Source organism: Bacillus sp. FSL H7-0578, from assembly GCF_038630855.1.
Taxonomy (GTDB): Bacteria; Bacillota; Bacilli; order Bacillales; family Bacillaceae; genus Bacillus; species Bacillus safensis.
Window position 1 is genome coordinate 2301467 of the sequence record NZ_CP152045.1, and the last position, 19900, is coordinate 2321366.

Sequence of the window (19900 nt, forward strand, 5' to 3'; positions counted from 1 at the left end):
GCCTCCTCCACCGAACATCATTACCGATAAATTGCCCGCTTTCTCATCAATTCATGCTCATATCCGCTTTTTTTTAAATAAAAAAAGCCGGCCATATTGGCCCGCTCTTTGTTTCACGTTTGGTTTCTCTCTTCAACTGTCGAACGTTGCTTAGAATTCATACAGACACTCTCCTTCTTGGATTTGATTTTGAGCCCATAATAATTTCTGATAATACTGGTTGGACTTCTTGTATTGTTGAGAGGCTTCTAAGGCTGTCGCAATTTCTAGTGAGATATCCTCTATATAAGAGTATAGGCTAAGTTTTTCCAAATGATCAATGGTTTTTTGCAGTTGGTCTTCATTGATTTCCTGAACATATAAAGCATCCAGGTACTCAAACATATGACAGAACAGCTGGTCTTCATGCTTCTTTGCAGCCAATTTCCCATCTTCTAATATGCGCAGGGCATCCGCTTGTTCATTCTGTCTAAAAAGCAGCTTCGCCAGCGTATAGAGCGTATGCGGAAGCGTTGGAAGCAGCTCTTTGCGGGCAAGATCAGCAGATTCCGTTAAATATCGTTCCGCTTCCTCTCTATAGCCAAGCTCACCATAACATTTTCCTAAATTATAGAGCGCTGAACTGTATATGCGCGGGTGATCAATTTGAGATGCGAGCTGTTTTGCCTTTTTTAAATGAGGCAGTGCCCGGTCTTTTCGTTTTAAATCTTGATAATTTCCTGAGATGACAAAGAGACATTGAATGATGCGAATGGTATACGCATCATGCTGATCGTATATTTCCAGCGCCTTTAAAATATGGTGCATGGAGACATGTGTTTGTTTCATGATATAGTAGGCTTCTGCCACTTTAAAATGAAACTCTGCCTGCTCAATATCATCAAATACCATGGACAGCTGCTTTTCTGCGACTCGATAATATTTGACGGCTTCTAAATATTCTTTTTGACTAAATTCATGCATGCCACGAAAAAATGCATGGTAATAATGCAGCATATCAGATAACTCATGATTGGAGTTTTCGATTTTATCGACTAGATTAGATACTGAGAAAGGTTGATATTTTGAAGGGTGTATATAGTCAAGCATGATTTGGTGCCGAAAACACATGAGCTGATAATAAATCAGTAAATGCTGGTCCTCTTCCATCTGTTCAATTTCCGCTTCAACTTCCGCTTTCAAGATTTCCGCATCTGGAACACTGAACTGCCGTATCATTCGATACCATTCATTAATTTTCATACCTACATGTGAAGATAGAACCTTCCCCATGTTCCGAAAAAACCCCTTCCTTTTCGGTCTAATATTACATATTTTAGCACGCTTCTTGACCGCCAAGCACCGCAAAGAAACCGCAAACATATGAGGGGAGCTGTAAAAAGAGACGAACATTTTTCGAAAAACATGATTTTTTCATCGTACAGACACAGACAATCCCCCCTTCACATACATTTGAGGATATAGGCAGCGGCCTAAACATGGTGGAGGTGAAAATCGTGGCAGGAGTATTTACAGCGATGGGATTGATGGTCAAAGAATTGGTGTTTTTAGTGTCCTATGTCAAAAACAATGCCTTTCCACAGCCCCTTTCGGGAGATGATGAAAAAAAATACTTAGCCCTCATGGCACAGGGCGATGAACATGCAAGAAACATGCTGATTGAACATAACCTTCGGCTCGTCGCCCATATTGTAAAGAAATTTGAAAATACCGGGGAAGACGCTGAAGACCTCATCTCCATCGGGACGATCGGACTCATTAAAGCCATCGAAAGCTATTCCTCTGGAAAAGGAACAAAGCTGGCAACGTATGCGGCGCGGTGTATTGAAAATGAAATTCTCATGCATTTACGCGCGCTCAAAAAAACGAAAAAAGATGTCTCCTTGCATGATCCCATCGGTCAGGATAAAGAAGGCAACGAAATTTCATTAATTGATGTCTTAAAATCCGAAAATGAAGATGTAATTGATACCATTCAGCTCAACATGGAGCTTGAAAAAGTAAAGGAGTATATCGACATTCTCGACGGCCGAGAAAAAGAAGTGATCGTCGGCCGGTTTGGCCTTGATTTAAAGAAAGAAAAAACGCAGCGGGAAATAGCCAAAGAGCTTGGGATATCGCGGAGCTATGTATCCCGGATTGAGAAGCGCGCGCTGATGAAGATGTTTCATGAGTTTTACCGGGCGGAGAAGGAGAAACGAAAGCGGGAGAAGGGGAAGTGAAAATGAATTTTCCTAACTTCTAACAAAAACAGACCTCATGAGGTCTGTTTTTTATTTCGGCGCTAAGCTACTGTCACTCTGCATTTCTTTTGATAATAGCTGCCGCCTTAGCCCTCAAGAACAATGGCAAGATTTTGGTCATGAACTAAGGCATGAAGGAAATCAATTTATTATGCTCCACTATTTAGAGTACTGCAGGAAATGATGGCAAAGCGATTTGCATATAAGTATTGTATTCTGCATTAATGCTTAAAAAATTTAAATACGAAAAAATAAAATATGATGCTTCGTGTATTCTTGCTAATCAATTTTTTTGAAGAGAAAAAGGCTCTGTTAAAAGTAAATGTTGATATTTGATACCTGTCAGAAAGCTTAGTATAATCAATACAGGAACAAACATTCGGGATATTAGAAGTATGAGGAAGGCGTTTAGTAATTTGTTAAAACACATTGATAAACTACCGCTTACCCAAAAGAACAACTTGCTGCAAGAGACCCTATAAACGTAACAGTTTCCAAGGGTCATGTTATGAAAACAAGGTTGATAGTATGATTGGTTCTAAACTGACACCAGATCATGTACATTGTGTCGTTTAATTCTACAAGAATATCTTTAAGAAATAGCAGTACTTAAAGAAACAATTTAACTTTGGAGTGATCATAATGATTAAGTTTTTTGAGTACAACTGGCAGGTTAGAGACGAATGGGTTAACTGGTGTCATCAACTAACAACAGAAGAGTTGTTACAAGACCGCATAGGTGGAGTGGGGAGTATTTTATACACTCTTTTTCACATTATCGATGTTGAATATAGTTGGCTCCGTGGTATTCAGGGTAAAGAAGACGTGGTATTGAATTTTGATGATTACAAGTCTCTGACGAAGGTAAAAACTCTCTCATCTACTTTACGACATGAAATCGTTGAAATTTTAAAGTTTCATTTAGATGAAAAACAAGATCGAATAGTAACAGTTCCTTGGGATGAAGATGAATACACTAAAAATGAAATATTACATCATATAATTGCCCACGAAATTCACCATATCGGTCAACTTTCTGTTTGGGCAAGAGAAAAAGAATTAACACCTGTATCTGCTAATTTTATCGGTAGAAAGTTAAAATCAGTACATTCTTATGAAAAGTAAGGTCAGTTAAAGATCCATTCATTTATTCCACAATGCCATTTTCTTTTAAAAAGCACTCAAATAATTGCTGACCTTTCTCTTCGATTTGATCATCTTCAATGGGATATTCCCCAATGAATAAGCCTAAATGATTGTATTCCTCATAACTCTTTAAGAGATTCAACCCGTAACTTTTTTGATCAAAAAACAATAACCATTTTCCTGTTTCTAAACTCTTAAAAAACACGCCTTCATAATCACAACCTTGTTCATAATATCCTACATGTACATGCATACTCTCATCTAACCTATGTATTCTTTCATCTGTACACACTTTTATCTTGCTCCCTTAACTTTCATATCTTGCTGAAAATCAATATTCCTCAACTCAACCCAATCAACAAAATCAGGTACCGTTTTTGTCGTCAAAAAGTATTGGACGATTTGATAAGCCTGATGACGGTCGACATAGCTGCATGATGGCACATGCAATGGTGATCCTGCTATGAAATGCTCGATCGTTTCGATCTTTTCTACCTTTTGAAAAGGGACTAAACAATCTGGATATCTGATGATAAAGAATCCATACGGCTCAGTATAAAAGAAAACTAGAGTCTCGCATTCCCAATCTTCCTCTATCTCAATGGAAGATTCCCCGTTACCTTGTTTCCAATACTCTTCACCCTCCTGAAAGAAGATCTTTTTCATGAATTCTCCTCCCGGATTTTCTACTGGAGCTTCTGTAGGCCCGTAGTATAAAAACATCAATATCGCTCCTTCATGCCTATATCAATTTGGATTTAACCAATTGTTCTATTCCCCTCAAAATCATAAAAAGCTTGTGTTTGCTGGTTTAATTTTAGCATGTGAGATAGCTTTGGGTTTAGCTTTTGAAAGGTTTGAGTGCTGACCCATTTTACTTCTTCAATATCCTGATCCGGATCTAGAATGTTCATCTGGCCGTCAATGATTTCGGCAAAGAAGGTCATCATAGGCCTATGATACTTTTAATGCTTCTCACTCACCTCATGGATCCCAACAACAATAATGAAAACCAAACCTGATACATTTAAATACTCAAAAAATGGATGCTCCTCTGCCTCAAATACTCTACCCTTTCAGTCATACTTTAGAGGCAACTTAATTTCAATTAATTAAATTTTTTAGATAAGTAAAATGAAGAATTGAGAAAAACAAAATCAATATTGAGCTATAAATCTACATCCTATATGCACTTGAATTAAAGAAAAGAGATTGGGACAACTTGAAGATGTGTACCCGATTGTGTAACTAAGCTTATAGAAATATTTCATGTCATTATAGAGGGAGAAAAAATGAGGAAAAGTTTGAAGGAAAGCATTGAAAAAACAAAAGAGTTTTAATCTATTAATTTTCAGTGAAATTAAATCGAAAATTTAGATAATAAAAAGGGGCAAAAGCCCCCTCTATTACCCATATTTAGAATACCATTTTAAAAGCAAAGAATATAACTAATGTAGCGAATATTTGACTTCCAATAAATATTACATACCCTTTCCGCACTTGTTTATGTTGCAGAAATTCATTTCGTTTTTGAAATTTAAATTGTTTTTTTTCTTCAAAATATTTAATTAAAAGATATTCTGACGCAAAACATGTGAAATTTGCAAGAAACAGAAAAATAATAGTTAAATACATTCCATTATCTTCACCACTGAATGCACGGGAAAATAATATAATAGTTATACCTAAAAAAATATAAGAAAAATAAAACTTCTTAAGATAATTCATTATATCCAATCCCTTTTTTAATTTTAATATTATTTACAAAGCGTGCTTCCTAAATAATATGCAGTAGATATGATAAACGGAATAGAAGCAGAAAGTCCACCTGTAATTCCTAGAGCAAGAGCAGCAGCAGTATATGAGCCTGCATGAATTAATCCAATAGCCCCTAGTACATTACTGCATGAAATAGCACCTTTAACACTAATTTCGCTATTTGTATCTTTATTTATTAAACTAGAAAGTTCATTAGATACATTCTTAGTGAACTCTGATAATTTTTTATCATCATTAATTAATTCATTGAAATTTTCAACATAAGACACTAATTGAGAAGAAGTCATCGGATAATCTAAATTAGCAAGTTCTTTGTCTAAAGTCTTCTTCTTTAAAACTCTTATAATCTTATATCCATTCTTATCAGTATAAGTATCTAGGTGTTTCATAATTACTTCTGCTGCTTTGAAATCTTTTTCTTCCCAAAGTTCATTTACTGTCTTTGTTGAAGTGTTTTTCGCTTCTAGTGAACTAGAAAAAACACTAAACATAATAAACAAACTCAAAGAAATAAGTAAAAACTTTTTAAACACTGAAAACACTCCCATATTTTATATTTTTTTCAATATAATTACAATTTAACATATCTTATAATGAAATTACAACACAAAATTTAGAAATGTTTTCTAAGTAAAAAAGTAAGAATAAAATAAATCTTTAAAATTTATTTATACAAGTATATTTTATTTCAAAAGGAGTTCTAATTGATAGAAACTTTTGAACTAAATATAATTAAGCACAAAATCATATAAGCTAATAAACATCAAAAATGCTAATTTTTATTCCAAATTAATCAGTTTGTGCTTCCTTCCACTGCTCAAGCTCCGATACTGTTAGTAATTGATATCCTTGTTTGGTCAATTCCTTGATGATCGTGACAGCCGCGTTTGCAGAAGTGTCATAGATATCGTGCATTAAGACGGTTTCTCCACTAGACGCATGTGTGAGAATGTAGTTGGCGACGTATTGGCTGTTTCGATATTTCCAGTCTTCAGGATCTACGTCCCAAAGTGTGACTTTCATGTTGACAGCCGCGTTGATCTGACTGTTTGTTCCACCATATGGCGGTCTAAAGTGAGTCGGTGTGAACCCGCCTGCTTTTTCAATGATTTGCTGTGTATCTTCTACTTGTTTGATAGCTTGTTTTAATGGCAGTCTTGTGAGTAAAGGGTGGTTATAGGAATGATTTCCGATTTCATTTCCACCTTTTCTGATTTCACCCAGCATATCAGGATAATATTGAACCCTGCTTCCTAATACAAAAAATGTCGCATGTCCTTTGTTTTCTTTTAAAGCTGTTAAGATTTTTGAGGTCGTTGATGGATTTGGTCCATCATCAAATGTAAGGGCAATGGCTTTTTGATTTGGGTTGAATACTCCCTGTTTTGGCAGTTTTACGATCTTTCTTTTTGCGATCGGTTCTTTTTTCTCGTTTTTGTTCTTTTCTTTATTGATGTATTCTGGCTTTAACATGCCTTTAAGCAGTGTTTTCTTAATCGCCAGCACTTGAGGGCCTTGATTGACTGGTGCAATTTGCCCTGCTGGAAAGTAAAATTCAATAAAACGATCTTTGATGGCAAAATACTGATAATGCTCTGCCTTAGGAGACGTTCCTTGTTTGAGCAAATGCTCGTTTTCAGTAAGAGAGCGATCTTTTTTCAACTCCTCAAATGTCATTTGAGACAGTTTTTGCAGACTTTTTTTCTTTGATAAAAATAGATCATCAATTGATAAAAACTGCTGTTTCTTGAAATCAAAATTGAATATCTTCGTTTCTTGTGCGCCTTTTACTCCGCCTTTCAATTCATATGTATTGAATTTGATCGCAGCAGTTTGTTTGGCATAATGAGTAATCTCGTAATCTATGTTTAATTCGTATCGATGATCTTCATCGACATCACTTGCTTCACTAAACGATGTTTTGAATTTGTCCAGCGCTGTTTCTGCAAATCTTTTCATCTCTTGATCTAGCTTTTTTTGATGAAACACAGGATAGTTCACAGCATATCTCAAGTATCTCCCGTCATTCACGAGGGTCACAATTTCAACTTCTTTATAGCTCGCATCTGGTTCTACCTTCTTCTTCTCTGTCCCGCTTGCCTGCTGATTATGATAAAACGCAGCGATTCCGATGATCATCGCAAGTCCGCATAGGACGAGACTGACTTTCCATTTCATTGACACAATGATTCTCCTCTCGTGATGCCGTCATGCCTGAATGACGTGTGTTTGTAGGATAGACTTTGCATGCACCCTTTTTAGTTTGCAAATCACATAACTGTCACATTTTCGACACATTTTTAGAGAGGAATAAAAAAAGGACTTGATTTCTCAGTCCTTTGATTACTTTTGCATATATAGTTGAAATAATTTCGTTTCTTCATCAATGGAACGCGCTCGATCAAATGCCGCTCTGACCGTCTTTGTATTGTTCATGAGCTCGTACAGCATGGTCAGCACAAAAATAAATGCTGCATTCCCATCGATGTAATCGTCCGGTGCCGTATAAGATGTAGCTCCTGACTCTAAGAAAGCATCTGCTAAATTTTTCTCTCCTAGTGTGCAGCCTGTAGAGATGACATGAACTCCTTTTAAGGAGGCATACCGCTTGATTTCATCCACTCCAAAGGCAGTATCTCTAGGCTCCTCATCTTCGTAAACATCTTCCCCTAATTCAGGCATGATAAATGCTCCTTCTTCACCGTGAAACGATAAAAGAAGGTAATCTATTTCACCTCTAGCTCTACCAGATAACACATGAATCAGATCATTCGGTCTTCCGATCCAATGCATATCGACTTTCACGCCGAAGTTTTCAAGTGCTGCACGCAGGGCAAAAGATTCCAGCTCACTATTGGGTCCTGCTGCTAATATGATACGCATGGCCTGTTGATCCACTTCTATCTCCTCCAGACTATGATAAAAATAAAACCATTTTTTCCTCATCTGCATATGTATCAGCCCATTTTAGCGCTTTTTCTTCGACAGCGTACGACTCAAATCCAACGGAGCGATAGAGGCGCTTGGCTGAGTGATTAGTTGTCACCACTGATAAATACATTTGCTCGATATCCTGCCGTTCTCGCGCAAAGGAAAGAGCTTTTGTCATCAAGGCCTGGCCTGCTCCTTCTCCGCGGGCACTAGGTGTTACATACATCGCTGTCAGATTCGCTCGGTGCTTTAACTTCTGCAAGGTTTCTTGGATGAGCGTGACTGCCCCCACAAGCTGCCCTTGATGAAAAGCGCCAAAAGTCCACATAGATTGGGCCGAAGCAAAACGCGCTTTATATTTGTCCTTTGTATTGATTTGCTCTTCCTCATAGCTCATCGCAAAACCCTCTGGATTTAATCGCAGTGCTTCTAGTCTGAGTGCTGCATATTCTTCAGCATCATCTGGTGTTAACAATCGAATATTCAGAAAACCGCCTCCAAAAGAATGATGGATACTTCTAATTTTATCTTGAAAGGAGATTTTGATCAAAATTTTATTTCTGAATATAAAAAGGCATCCCATAAAAGGATGCCCCCTTCATTACCACTTACAGCGCTTCACCGGACGGCAGCAAGGGTTTTTAATATCACTGCCGCAATCGTATTCTTCTACAATATACTCGTTGTGAGTCGATTCAGTGACCGGATAGTAGTTTTCGATTCTTTTGATGTTTTTATTGACGTTTGTGATATGCGTTGGATGAATTTTTCTGATCGTTTGTTCATTCGTTCTTGTGTTGACAATTTGACGTGTGGGGAAAACAACCGTTTCGTCTCCTCCTTGGTTTCCTCTGCGAGGTCCAAAGAAGAAATCATCTAATCGATTTCGGCTCATCTCAACACCCCTTCAAGTTGTCTTTCACTTACACTCTATCGTATGTCAGAGGCACCTTTCGTGATTAGATGCATGTCTATTTTTAAAAAAATCCACTTTCTATCTATTTTTCTCTTTCTTTACAAAAGGACAATTTTAACATATTATACAAATGATATCTTACGAAGACAGGTCATCCATGAAAACAAAACATCAGCTCTTTTTATTCAATGCATTTTTTCCACTCATTATCAAATAAGAGGTGAACGATATGATCAACACGACACAGCCATTCGAACGAAACAAGCTAGACATTGCACTTGAACTAACTCAATTACATCTGAATCAATATCAAACAAACCATCCTGATCAGCTGAGTGAAATTTACGCGAAATATTACGCACTGCTTGAAGTGCTGGATTTGTCTTCCTATGATCAATTGATTGATTTACTGCCAAATGAGCTCAAACAGACGCTTGAGTAAAAAACCATCTACCCACATGGGATAGATGGTTTTCTTAAATTTATACACGTGCAGCCATATCGGTTTCGATTTGCTCTAAACTTCTTCCCTTTGTCTCGACTAGCACAAATCGGGTGAATAACAGCCCGATTAAGCAGATGACTCCGAATGAGGAGAAAATGACCCCAAAGCTGAATTGATCAGCCAGAATAGGGAAAACAAGTCCAACTGCTAATGATCCGGTCCAGTTAAAGGCAGAAGAGATACCTGCTCCGATGCCTCTGACAGAAAGCGGGAAGATTTCGCCGATGATGATCCAAGTGATCGGTGCCCACGAGAAGGCATAGCACAAAATAAAGCAGCAAAGTGAAATCAATGTCACCCAGTTTAAAATTCCTTCACTAACGCCAAGTGCCCCTAATGCGGCTGGAGCAAAGAAAGAAAGGGCCATGCCCGATCCCCCTACGGTGAGAATCGTTCGGCGGTCGAAGCGGTCAACAAATTGTAAAAAGATCACGGTCGTGACGACGAAAATGACACCGACAATGACTGTAAAACCTGCGGCGACCTGCGGCGCAAGACCTACATTCCGAGCGATACTCGTTGCATAATAGACAATGGAGTTCGCGCCTTGAATTTGCTGAAGGGTTGCCATTCCAACCCCAATGAAAAGAGCCATTCGGAATTTCTTTTGAAACAATTCACGAATCCCCGAGCGTTCTTCTTTGGCGACTTCTAAAATTTCCTGCATTTCTGATTCGATTTCTTCACGGGAAGAACGCAGTGATCCTAATACTTCCCGTGCTTTATGAGCCATTCCGTGTTTAATCAAATATCTCGGAGATTCAGGAAGCTTCAGCATGCCAATATAAAGCACGATCGCAAATAAAGCGGCACTTCCCAGCATCCAGCGCCAGCTGTCCGGGATGGGCTCAAACACAAACGCAACAATATAGCTGAGCAATAGACCCGTTACAATCATGAGCTGATTGAGCCCAGATAATTTCCCGCGGATTTTAGCAGGAGCGATTTCAGACATGTAAGCAGGAACCAAAGATGAAGCTGTTCCTACTGCTGTCCCTAAAAAGATTCGAGCGATGGTGAGTGAAATCTCTTCTGGTGCGACAGCTGATCCGATCGCCCCGACAAAAAAGATCACGGATGAGACCAAAATGAGTTTTCTGCGGCCAAATTTATCCCCTAAGAGACCGCTTAAGATGGAGCCAATGATGGCCCCGCCCATTAATGAAGAGACAACGATTCCAAGCCATAATGGGCTGAGCTGAAATTCTTCCTGAATATGTCCCTCTGCCCCTGCAATAATCCCAATATCATATCCAAATAAGATGCCTGCAAAGGACCCGAAAAAGAAGATAAATTTGCTTGACACTTTTTTCTCCAAGTGGATGACCCCCTCACTTAATTAACCGCTTTCATTTCACCCGATGCTTCTACTGTAACCAGTAGAAGACCTTTCCCCCTTCTATAAAACCACATATTCTGCATTGGCTAGCTTTGCAAAGTGAACAATTTGATCAACCTTTAAATTGAGAGACACGACTGTATGATGGCCCCCGCCTTCTTTAATCCATGCTTTGACGCCATCCTGAAAATTCGGTTTGATTTTCCACAATACACGCGCAACTGGTAAATGAGGTGCTGCTTCCTCTGGCTCAAAGGCTTCGACTTCTTGTATGAGCCATTTGAAATGTGTTCCAAAATCCGCTATAGAGACAACGACACCCTCGCCTGCTTTTCCATCAAACACAAGACGTGCTGGATCTTCCCGGTTTCCAATTCCAAGTGGAGACACGACAATGACAGGTTTTGTATGGGCGAGCGCTGGATCTACTTCCAGCATATGAGATTGCAGCACTGCTTCCTCTCCAAACGTCATTTCATATGTGTAGTCCTCCATAAAACCAGTGGATTGATGATGGCTCATCACTTTTAATAAGCGGTCCAGTGCGGCCGTTTTCCAATCACCTTCCCCAGCAAAGCCGTAGCCCTTTGCCATCAGTCGCTGTACCGCAAGTCCAGGCAGCTGCTTCATCCCATGTAAATCTTCAAAGTTTGTTGTAAAGGCATTATAGCCGCCTTCATCTAAGAAACGTTTGATGGCGATCTCATATCGCGCCTGCACCTTGACACTTTTTTCCCACTCTTCAACTGAATACGTTCCATAATTCACATCATATTGCGTTAAATACTCAGCAAATAATGCATCTACCTCTTCGTCATCTACTGCATTTACATATTCGACGAGATCGCCTATTCCAAAGTAGTCAACGGTCCATCCTAATTGAATCTGTGCTTCGATTTTATCGCCTTCTGTCACAGCCACATGCCGCATGTTGTCACCAAACCGGGCTACTTTGATGTGAAAGCTCTCATGATAGGCAGCCGCAACATCCATCCAATCCGCAATTTGCTGCTGCACTTCCGGCTTTGACCAATGACCGGTCACAATTTGGTTTTGTTTATTTAAACGTGCATTAATATAGCCATATTCTCTGTCTCCATGTGCGGATTGATGGAGATTCATATAGTCCATGTCGATCGTGTCCCATGGAATCTTTTCATAATATTGTGTAGCAAGATGCAAAAGAGGCTTTTGCAAAAGACTGGTGCCGCGTATCCACATTTTTGCTGGAGAAAAAGTATGCATCCACGTCATCACACCGACAACTTCATCGCGATAATTGACCTCTTTCATAAGCTTTGTGATTTGATCGGCACTGACAGCCAGGTCCTGCAAGATCACTGGATAAGGAAGTAAACCGCTCTCATTTAAAGCATCCGTCATTTTTTGTGCATCTGCTTTTACTTTTTGCAGTGCTTCATCACCATATAAATGCTGTGACCCAACGATAAACCAAAACTCTTTTTTCAGGCTTGTTAACATAAATATCCCTCGTTTCTTTATCTTGAAGGTTTTTGTCCGTAATACGCATGCTTTCCATGTTTTCTTAAGTAATGTTTATCTAAAATTCGCTGCGGCAATGGCTCAGCAAATTCGTTCAATTGCTTGGCAAAAAGATTCATCTTGGCGACTTCATCTAAAATCACACTGTTTGTGACCGCACTTTTAGCATCCTTCCCCCATGTAAATGGACCATGCCCTTGAAGCAATACACCCGGCACCGCCATCACATCTAGGTTTCTTTTCTCAAACGTTTCGATGATCAGCTTGCCCGTTTCTACCTCATAACCCCGATTGACTTCTTCTTCTGTTAGAAAACGAGCGCACGGAACGGCGCCGTAAAATGTATCGGCATGTGTTGTGCCCATTGCTGGTAAATCAAGTCCTGCCTGCGCCCAAACGGTTGCCCACATGGAATGGCTATGTGAAATGCCGCCAATTTCCTCAAAGTGTTTGTAAAGAACTGCATGTGTAGCTGTATCTGACGAAGGGCTCAATTCTCCTTCCACCACTTCACCATCAAAGTTCACCACGACCATATCTTTTGCTGATAGTTGGTCATACGCTATGCCACTCGGCTTAATCACAAACAAACCACTGTCACGATCACATGCACTGACATTACCCCATGTAAATTTCACAAGTCCGTATTTTGGCAAATCTAAATTTGCTTGATACACTTCTTCTTTTAAGCGATCTAGCATACCGTCGTCACTCCTTTCTTTGGCATGAGATGCGCTACCGCTGCTTCTTCAATCGCAAGACCATTTTGATAGCGCTTTAAAAATTCGTTAAAGCCTTTGACATCGAGTGGATCGGGCTCCATGAGTTCTTCTGATGTATGGGCAAATACGCGATGGGTGAGAAATTCAGCCAATGTTTGCTGCTGCTGATGGACCATATACGAAGCAAGGACAGCCATCCCAAACGCACCGCCTTCTCCGGCTGTTGAAACGACTGATACAGGTGTATTCAGTGCTGCGGCAACCATTTTTTGTCCAACGAGCGGTGTTTTAAATAATCCCCCATGCCCTAGTAAGCGGTCGATCACTACATGTTCCTGTTCCTTTAACCGGTCCATACCTATTTTCATAGCACCAAAAGCAGAGAACAAATGGGTTCGCATGAAATTAGCGAGGTTAAAGCGGCTTTCAGGAGACCTGACAAAAAGAGGTCTTCCTTCTGGCAGTCTCGTAATATTTTCACCAGAGTAATAGCCATAGCTTAAGAGACCGCCGCCATCTCGATCTGCTTTTAAAGCTTGCTGCAATAAGGATTCGTATAACCTTTCTGACTCCACTTGCAGGCCAAGTGCTTCAAATGCCTCTCTGAATATATTCATCCAAGCGTTTAGGTCACTTGTACAGTTATTCGCATGAACCATGGCAACTGGCAGTCCATCCGGCGTCGTGACAAGATCCACTTCTGGATACACACCTTTTAGATCCTGCTCCAGCACAATCATGGCAAAAACCGACGTCCCAACAGAAATATTCCCGGTCCGTCTTTCTACACTGTTTGTCGCCACCATTCCCGTTCCAGCGTCACCTTCCGGCGGGCAAAATGGAATGCCTGGCTGCAAATGTTTTCCTTGATCCAAAATGGCTGCCCCTGCTGCCGTTAACATGCCTGCCTCTTCGCCTGCTAAATAAACACGCGGCAGAAGGTGCCGAAGCTTCCACGGATAGCCTTTTTCTGCAATCAATGCTTCAAATTGCTGGAGCATTTCTTCATTGTAGTCCTTCGTTTGTTCATCAATTGGAAACATCCCTGACGCATCGCCAATACCAATGGCCTGCTTTCCGGTTAACAGCCAGTGAATATATCCAGACAAAGTGGTCATATATTCTAATCGGGATAGATGTTTTTCTTCTTCTAATACCGCTTGATACAAATGGGCTATGCTCCATCTTTCTGGAATATGAAATTGAAATACGTCTGTCAGCTTTTGACTCGCCTCGATGGTCGTTCCGTTCCGCCATGTTCGGAACGGAACGAGAACCTCTCCTGTATGATCACATGCCACATAGCCATGCATCATCGCTGATACCCCGATTGAGCCAATGGTTTGAATGGTCACACCATACTTTTGCTCGGCCTGTTCTTTCATCTCTCGATACGCCACTTGCAGACCTGTAATGATATCAATTAAGTTGTACGTCCATATTCCATCCTCGAGAAAACTTTCCCATTCATATGCACCTTGTGCAATTGGCTGAAATTCCTCATCTATTAAAATCGCTTTAATTCGTGTTGAGCCAAATTCAATGCCTAAAGATGTCCGTCCTTCTTTCAAGGCTTTGGCCGTCTCTTTGTGATCCACTCTACGTTCACCCCCATTTTTGATAGCGGTTTCAATTTTCTTTTTCTAGATTCATTGATTCTCTGGTACAATCACAATATAATATTTGTACGTACATATGTCAATAATAAATATAGTTGTACATACATAATGCGACAAAAACTTTCATTTTTTCTGAAGGGGTCATAACAGAAAAGGGAAGCGCCTGTTTTTGATCCGACAACCATGTTAAAATATGTCCATACAATTTCTTCTCAATCCGAGTAGATGATCAACTGAGAAAGAAGTGAAACGATGAAAAAGAAGTACCAGATCATTATTGATGATATAAAAAGCAAAATACTCACAGGGGATTATCGGATCGGGGAGCGTATTCCAACCGAATCAAGCCTGCAAGACATGTATCAAGTAAGCAGACATACAGTTCGAAAAGCCATTTTGGAATTGTCCAGCGAAGGATTTTTGCGCAGCGAAAAAGGTTCAGGCACATTTGTGACCAATCAATATCAAACAAAACCTGCGGGACATGCACATATGAAAACGATTGGTGTCATTACAACATACATATCCGATTACATTTTTCCTTCTATCATTCGAGGCATTGAAAGCCGTTTAAACGAAGAGAACTATTCTTTATTACTGGCAAGCACAAATAACGATGTTGAGCAGGAGAAAAAAGCGCTGGAAATGATGCTGTCGTTTGGTGTGGACGGACTTATCGTCGAGCCGACGAAAAGCAATTTATATAACCCAAACATCTCGTACTATTTATCCTTTAAAGAACAGGATGTACCGCTCATTATGATCAATGCCTATTATGAGCAGTTAGAGGTTCCTTTTCTCTGTTTGGATGATGTAAAATCCAGCTATTTAGCCACAAAAGAGCTGATCACCTCTGGACATCAGCAAATTGGGCTTATTTCAAAAACAGATGATTTACAGGGAAAATATCGGATGAAGGGCTATATTCAGGCGCTAGGTGAAGCGAAGCTTAATTTCCTGCCTGAGCATGTGCTTTTTTTCGATACAGAATCGAAGCAGCATTTAGGGGAGCAAATTAACACATTCCTGATGGCGCACAGACATGAGCTGACCGCCCTTGTTTGCTATAACGATGAGGTGGGTTTAGAAGTAGCCAGCGTATGCAGCGAAATCGGGCTGTCCATTCCAGATGATCTCTCGATTATTGGACAGGATAATTCATATATCGCCCAGAAAAATGCCCATGTGAAGCTGACAACACTGACCCATCCTCAGGAGCAAATGGGCCGGGATGCAGCTGACTGGATGATTAAAAAAGTTCAAGGGAAAAAGAATCTCCCTGATCAAACGTTTTACGAGCCTGAATTGGTTCCAGGTGAAACGATCAAACGAATAAAATGAGCCCCTACTCCAAGTGGCTCATTTTATTTTAGATTCCAGCATATCCAGCAGATCATACGCTATACGATCGGGAGAGTCTTGCGTGATTCGATTACGGTAGTTGGATAAAACGACCACGCCTGTTTTTGAATGCGGGCGGAAGCCCATGAAACTGGAGAATCCAGACGTCGCCCCATTATGGCAAATGAGTCCTGTGTCATCGATGACCCAGCCGAGTCCCATTGACATGTTCCTGCCCATATCCCGTCTTGGTTCATGCGTGATTTTCCAAAAAGAATCCGCATCTGCGTGTAGATGGCTAGAGAGAAATGACAATAAATCTGTGATGGTCGAGCGAATAGCGCCAGCTCCTTGATAGTCAAGCATATGAAGCGGCGGAACCTCTTTTCCATTTTCCCGATGCCCTAAGATCATCTTTGCTTCTACATTATCCTTAATCGTAATAAAGGTACTTGATAGATGAAGCTCATCCACGATATATTCCATCAATAGCTGTTCATATGTTTTGTGACGAGACCAGCCCATGATTAAACCAAGCAGACCCATACCCACATTGGAATAACGAGATGGAAAGCTTTTTGGCTGATTCCACTTTTTCGAATTTAACAGTTTCATTAATTCATCGAGTGAATACTGACAGAACATATCTCTTCTCACTTTAGGAAGGAAGCATAGCTGCAAATCTCTAAGAAGACGATGCGGAGGAAGACCAGACGTATGGGTTGCCAGCTGCTCTATTTGAATGGGGTGATTCTTTCGAATGTGAGGACAATACAGAGAAATCGAATTATCGAGTTTCATCTGCCCTTTTTGCATCATGCTTGCCAATATACTTGTCGTAAAGACTTTTGAAATCGAGCCAATCTCAAAAATGACATCCTCTGGCTGCACTCGCTTTTGTATAGGGTGATCCCCGAAATGAAAGACATGCGTTTCCCCTTGATGAATCAGTCCGATCACAAGCAGCGCCTCCTTCTTTTTCTTTGTATAAGAGGAAGCGATTCTCTGTACTTCTTGTTTGAGCGTCATTCATTCTCATCCTTTCTCTTCATTTTGATGTGGGATCAATTGATCAAGCTTTTCATAAATCGATGTCAATGTGGAGATCTCATCGAAGGATAATGCTGAATAATATTTTTCAATAATCGCAAGCTCTACCTTTCGCATATTCTCAAGGTACGTTTTTGCCTTCTCAGAAAGTTCAACATGCAATTCCCTCCGGTTATTCGGGTTAATGCTGCGGCGAATCCATTCTTTTTTTTCAAGCGTGTTTAACAATTGACTCACTGCACTTTGAGTGATGCCTAATTGCTGGGCAATTTGAATAGGAGAACTTCCCCCTTTCTGCTCAATAAAATTCAGTACAATATGCTGCTTATCGGTTAACTCATCTACAAATAATTCTTCAAACTCTAATCGGAGCTTTTGATGGATGCGGGCTTCGATATTGTTTAGCTCTTGAATCATAGCTGTTTTGGATGTCACTTTTATCACCTTCATAATTAAGATAACTTAAGTATAAAGCAACCTTTATATTAAAACAAGAAAAAATCCCCATCTTTTAGAAAGATAGGGAACTTGCCTATTACACTTCTTCTTTAGGGGTAGGCACCGCACATACGCCATCTGCACATGCTGCTTCAAATGAATTGGCAGACGCTTTCTCTGCTTGAGCTGCTTCCTCTGTCCAAGCTGTTTCAAGTGCGCGCAGGAACGTATCGGCCGGCTGCGCACCTGCAACTGAATACTTGTCATTGATCAAGAAAAACGGAACAGCATTGATACCAAGCTGTCTCGCTTCTTGTTCATCTTTTCGGACATGATCGGCAAATGCTTCGCTGCCCAAAACTTGCTGTACTTCCTTCTCATCAAGACCTGCTTTTTCTGCAATTTGTAAAAGGGTTTGACGATCACCAACATGCTTTCCATCTGTAAAATATGCTTGAAACAGTTCTCCCATGACAAAATCGCCTTTCCCCATTTGACCAGCATATTGCGCCAATCGATGAGCATCAAAGGTGTTTGTCAACACGAGCGGATCAAATTGAAAATCGATTCCTTTCTCTTTGCCGGCCTGCTTCACCTGCTCATTCATCGCCATGGCCTGGCTGCGGCTCATGCCATATTTTTTGACGAGCATATCATGAACGTCATAATCGACTTGAGCAGGTGCATGTGGATCAAGCTCAAAGCTTTTAAACTCTATCTCTACCTGGTCCTTCTCTGGGAATTGTTCTAGCGCTGTTTCCAGCTGTTTTTTTCCTATATAACAAAAAGGACAGGCGATATCTGACCAAATTTGTACTTTCATGTTCATCTTCCTTCCGTGTTTACGCTTTTTCTTTAACGATGTAACTATTATAGTTACATCAAATCGGTTATGTCAAGATTCTGGGCTTGATTGAAATGAAAAAGCCTCTCCTTTTAAGAAAGGAAAGGCGTTGAAAATGACTATTCTAAATTTGCATGGTGACCGTACATTGTATGTGTATCGAGCTCTTTCATTTCCATTAACCGCAAAATGACCCCATCGTAAGTCAAAAGAAGTAGCTGCTCAAATAGTGAACCCATTGGCTGAATGGTATGATGACTTCCTTCCTGTTGATCCTTCGGTGCACCTGACAATAAGATGACTTCATCCGATAGATCAGCTAAAGGTGACTCAGCAGAAAGCGTGAACGCTGCCACTTTTCCGCCAATTGCTTTTGCCTTTTTTGCAAGGACAAGCAAAGACTCTGTGCGGCCAGAGCCGCTCCCCACAATCAAGAGATCCTTTTTGGTAAAAGAAGGCGTATTCGTTTCTCCAATGACATAAGCCTTGACGCCAATATGCGTAAGTCTCATCGCAAACGATTTTCCCATCAAACCAGACCTGCCTGCACCTGCCACAAAGACTTTTTGTGCAGATAAAATACTTGTGACCAGGCGCTCTGCTTGTTCGTCTTGAATGGCTGGCGAATGCTCAGAAAGCTCATTTAAAATGGCCTTCACATAGTCGCTGGTCTTCATGATTGTGCGATCATCTGCTTCATTTTTGCCGCTACTTCTGCTTTATTGTCCTGGCTTGCGATACCGCCGCCGACAATGATTAAATCCGGGTTTAATTTCACGACTTCAGGTAACGTATCAAGCTTAATTCCGCCTGCAATCGCTGTTTTTGCCTGCTTGACGACTTGTTTAATTGTCATAAGGTCAGCAAATGAGTTTTGACCAACCGCTTGCAGGTCATAGCCTGTATGCACACAAATATAATCGACTCCAAGCGCATCCAGCTCTTTTGCCCGGCCTGCGATATCTTTGATGCCAATCATATCAACTAAAATTTGTTTTCCTCTTGCTTTCGCTTCTTTCACCGCTCCTTGAATGGACATATCTTCTGCCGCTGCAAGAATGGTGACGATATCTGCTCCTGCTTCGGATGCCTGCTGCACTTCATAGCCGGCAGCATCCATAATCTTCAGATCAGCGAGTACACGTAAATTCGGAAAAGCCTTCTTGACTTCTTTTACAGCACGAAGCCCTTCGTTAATCACAACAGGTGTCCCAATTTCGACCACATCAATGGATGCTTCTACTTCTTTGATCAGCTCAATTGCCTCTGGTATATTCACTAAATCTAATGCTAATTGTAATTTCATGAACGTTCACTCCCGTTTTTTCATCTCATCTTCAAGAGCTCCGTGGATAGGGCTTCTTGAACGATGAAATGAGTATAACAACAGGATGGACGCAATCCAAGTACGCACTTTTTTTTTACATACTATACTTTTCCGCATATGGTTACAAAAAAGATACTGTCTTTTGGCCAGTATCTCAGCGTAAAGACAAAGAGCTAAAATAAAGTTATTTTAGCCCT

The 19900-nt window shown here is 40.4% G+C and carries 22 protein-coding genes; 4 read left to right on the top strand and 18 right to left on the bottom strand.

Going from position 1 to position 19900, the window contains the following annotated elements:
* Positions 1-150 precede the first annotated feature (150 nt).
* A complete protein-coding gene (locus MHB41_RS11835; RefSeq protein ID WP_061109381.1) occupies positions 151-1272 on the bottom strand; it encodes a tetratricopeptide repeat protein in 1122 nt (373 codons plus the stop codon).
* Positions 1273-1493: 221 nt separating this feature from the next.
* Between MHB41_RS11835 and sigK the strand changes: the two genes are divergently transcribed.
* Positions 1494-2222, top strand: coding sequence for an RNA polymerase sporulation sigma factor SigK (sigK, locus tag MHB41_RS11840; RefSeq protein ID WP_034738387.1), 729 nt, complete (start codon positions 1494-1496; stop codon positions 2220-2222).
* 663 nt (positions 2223-2885) lie between these two features.
* Positions 2886-3368, top strand: coding sequence for a DinB family protein (locus tag MHB41_RS11845; protein WP_034280063.1), 483 nt, complete (start codon positions 2886-2888; stop codon positions 3366-3368).
* 22 nt (positions 3369-3390) lie between these two features.
* Here MHB41_RS11845 and MHB41_RS11850 read toward each other — a convergent pair whose 3' ends face one another.
* The 8 genes from MHB41_RS11850 to MHB41_RS11885 all read right to left on the bottom strand — a co-directional run bounded on the left by MHB41_RS11850 (position 3391) and on the right by MHB41_RS11885 (position 8994).
* A complete protein-coding gene (locus MHB41_RS11850) occupies positions 3391-3681 on the bottom strand; it encodes a DUF3986 family protein (RefSeq protein WP_227001671.1) in 291 nt (96 codons plus the stop codon).
* Positions 3682-3683: 2 nt separating this feature from the next.
* Positions 3684-4112: a hypothetical protein gene (locus MHB41_RS11855; protein WP_342502600.1), complete on the bottom strand. Its 429-nt coding sequence runs from the start codon at positions 4110-4112 to the stop codon at positions 3684-3686.
* Between the two features lie 35 nt (positions 4113-4147).
* Entirely contained in the window at positions 4148-4339 is a 192-nt protein-coding gene (locus tag MHB41_RS11860) for a hypothetical protein (protein ID WP_061109383.1), read from the bottom strand.
* A gap of 807 nt (positions 4340-5146) precedes the next feature.
* Positions 5147-5701 carry a hypothetical protein gene (locus MHB41_RS11865; protein WP_061109385.1) on the bottom strand — a complete coding sequence of 185 codons (555 nt, stop codon included), beginning with the start codon at positions 5699-5701 and terminating at the stop codon, positions 5147-5149.
* A gap of 256 nt (positions 5702-5957) precedes the next feature.
* A complete protein-coding gene (locus MHB41_RS11870) occupies positions 5958-7352 on the bottom strand; it encodes a polysaccharide deacetylase family protein (protein WP_061109386.1) in 1395 nt (464 codons plus the stop codon).
* Between the two features lie 159 nt (positions 7353-7511).
* Positions 7512-8066, bottom strand: coding sequence for a hypothetical protein (locus tag MHB41_RS11875; protein WP_034280049.1), 555 nt, complete (start codon positions 8064-8066; stop codon positions 7512-7514).
* A 16-nt stretch (positions 8067-8082) separates the two neighbouring features.
* Entirely contained in the window at positions 8083-8682 is a 600-nt protein-coding gene (locus MHB41_RS11880; protein ID WP_120208245.1) for a GNAT family N-acetyltransferase, read from the bottom strand.
* An 18-nt stretch (positions 8683-8700) separates the two neighbouring features.
* Entirely contained in the window at positions 8701-8994 is a 294-nt protein-coding gene (locus MHB41_RS11885) for a spore coat protein (protein ID WP_024423071.1), read from the bottom strand.
* Between the two features lie 250 nt (positions 8995-9244).
* Here MHB41_RS11885 and MHB41_RS11890 point away from each other — a divergent pair, with 250 nt between their 5' ends.
* Positions 9245-9457, top strand: a complete 213-nt coding sequence (locus MHB41_RS11890) for a hypothetical protein (protein WP_024427922.1) — start codon at positions 9245-9247, stop codon at positions 9455-9457.
* 40 nt (positions 9458-9497) lie between these two features.
* Here the strand turns inward: MHB41_RS11890 and MHB41_RS11895 are convergent, their stop codons facing one another.
* From MHB41_RS11895 to MHB41_RS11910, 4 genes are all read right to left on the bottom strand, one after another.
* Positions 9498-10838: a sugar porter family MFS transporter gene (locus tag MHB41_RS11895; protein WP_034280034.1), complete on the bottom strand. Its 1341-nt coding sequence runs from the start codon at positions 10836-10838 to the stop codon at positions 9498-9500.
* An 81-nt stretch (positions 10839-10919) separates the two neighbouring features.
* A complete protein-coding gene (araA, locus tag MHB41_RS11900; protein WP_061109387.1) occupies positions 10920-12341 on the bottom strand; it encodes an L-arabinose isomerase in 1422 nt (473 codons plus the stop codon).
* A 17-nt stretch (positions 12342-12358) separates the two neighbouring features.
* Positions 12359-13063, bottom strand: a complete 705-nt coding sequence (locus MHB41_RS11905; RefSeq protein WP_034280028.1) for an L-ribulose-5-phosphate 4-epimerase — start codon at positions 13061-13063, stop codon at positions 12359-12361.
* Positions 13057-14682 carry an FGGY-family carbohydrate kinase gene (locus MHB41_RS11910; protein ID WP_041118055.1) on the bottom strand — a complete coding sequence of 542 codons (1626 nt, stop codon included), beginning with the start codon at positions 14680-14682 and terminating at the stop codon, positions 13057-13059. The genes MHB41_RS11905 and MHB41_RS11910 overlap by 7 nt, the downstream gene beginning before the upstream one ends.
* A gap of 273 nt (positions 14683-14955) precedes the next feature.
* Between MHB41_RS11910 and MHB41_RS11915 the strand changes: the two genes are divergently transcribed.
* Positions 14956-16044 carry a GntR family transcriptional regulator gene (locus MHB41_RS11915; protein ID WP_041118056.1) on the top strand — a complete coding sequence of 363 codons (1089 nt, stop codon included), beginning with the start codon at positions 14956-14958 and terminating at the stop codon, positions 16042-16044.
* An 18-nt stretch (positions 16045-16062) separates the two neighbouring features.
* Here the strand turns inward: MHB41_RS11915 and MHB41_RS11920 are convergent, their stop codons facing one another.
* The 5 genes from MHB41_RS11920 to hxlA all read right to left on the bottom strand — a co-directional run bounded on the left by MHB41_RS11920 (position 16063) and on the right by hxlA (position 19682).
* On the bottom strand, positions 16063-17073 hold the full coding sequence (locus tag MHB41_RS11920) for a serine hydrolase (protein WP_061109388.1): 1011 nt from the start codon (positions 17071-17073) through the stop codon (positions 16063-16065).
* A 6-nt stretch (positions 17074-17079) separates the two neighbouring features.
* On the bottom strand, positions 17080-17529 hold the full coding sequence (locus MHB41_RS11925; RefSeq protein ID WP_052470354.1) for a MarR family transcriptional regulator: 450 nt from the start codon (positions 17527-17529) through the stop codon (positions 17080-17082).
* 100 nt (positions 17530-17629) lie between these two features.
* Positions 17630-18355 carry a DsbA family oxidoreductase gene (locus tag MHB41_RS11930; RefSeq protein ID WP_061109389.1) on the bottom strand — a complete coding sequence of 242 codons (726 nt, stop codon included), beginning with the start codon at positions 18353-18355 and terminating at the stop codon, positions 17630-17632.
* Positions 18356-18495: 140 nt separating this feature from the next.
* Positions 18496-19053 (bottom strand): 6-phospho-3-hexuloisomerase, encoded by a 558-nt coding sequence (gene hxlB, locus MHB41_RS11935; protein ID WP_034280016.1) that lies wholly within the window; start codon positions 19051-19053, stop codon positions 18496-18498.
* On the bottom strand, positions 19050-19682 hold the full coding sequence (gene hxlA / locus MHB41_RS11940) for a 3-hexulose-6-phosphate synthase (RefSeq protein WP_061109390.1): 633 nt from the start codon (positions 19680-19682) through the stop codon (positions 19050-19052). The genes hxlB and hxlA overlap by 4 nt, the downstream gene beginning before the upstream one ends.
* Positions 19683-19900 lie beyond the last annotated feature (218 nt).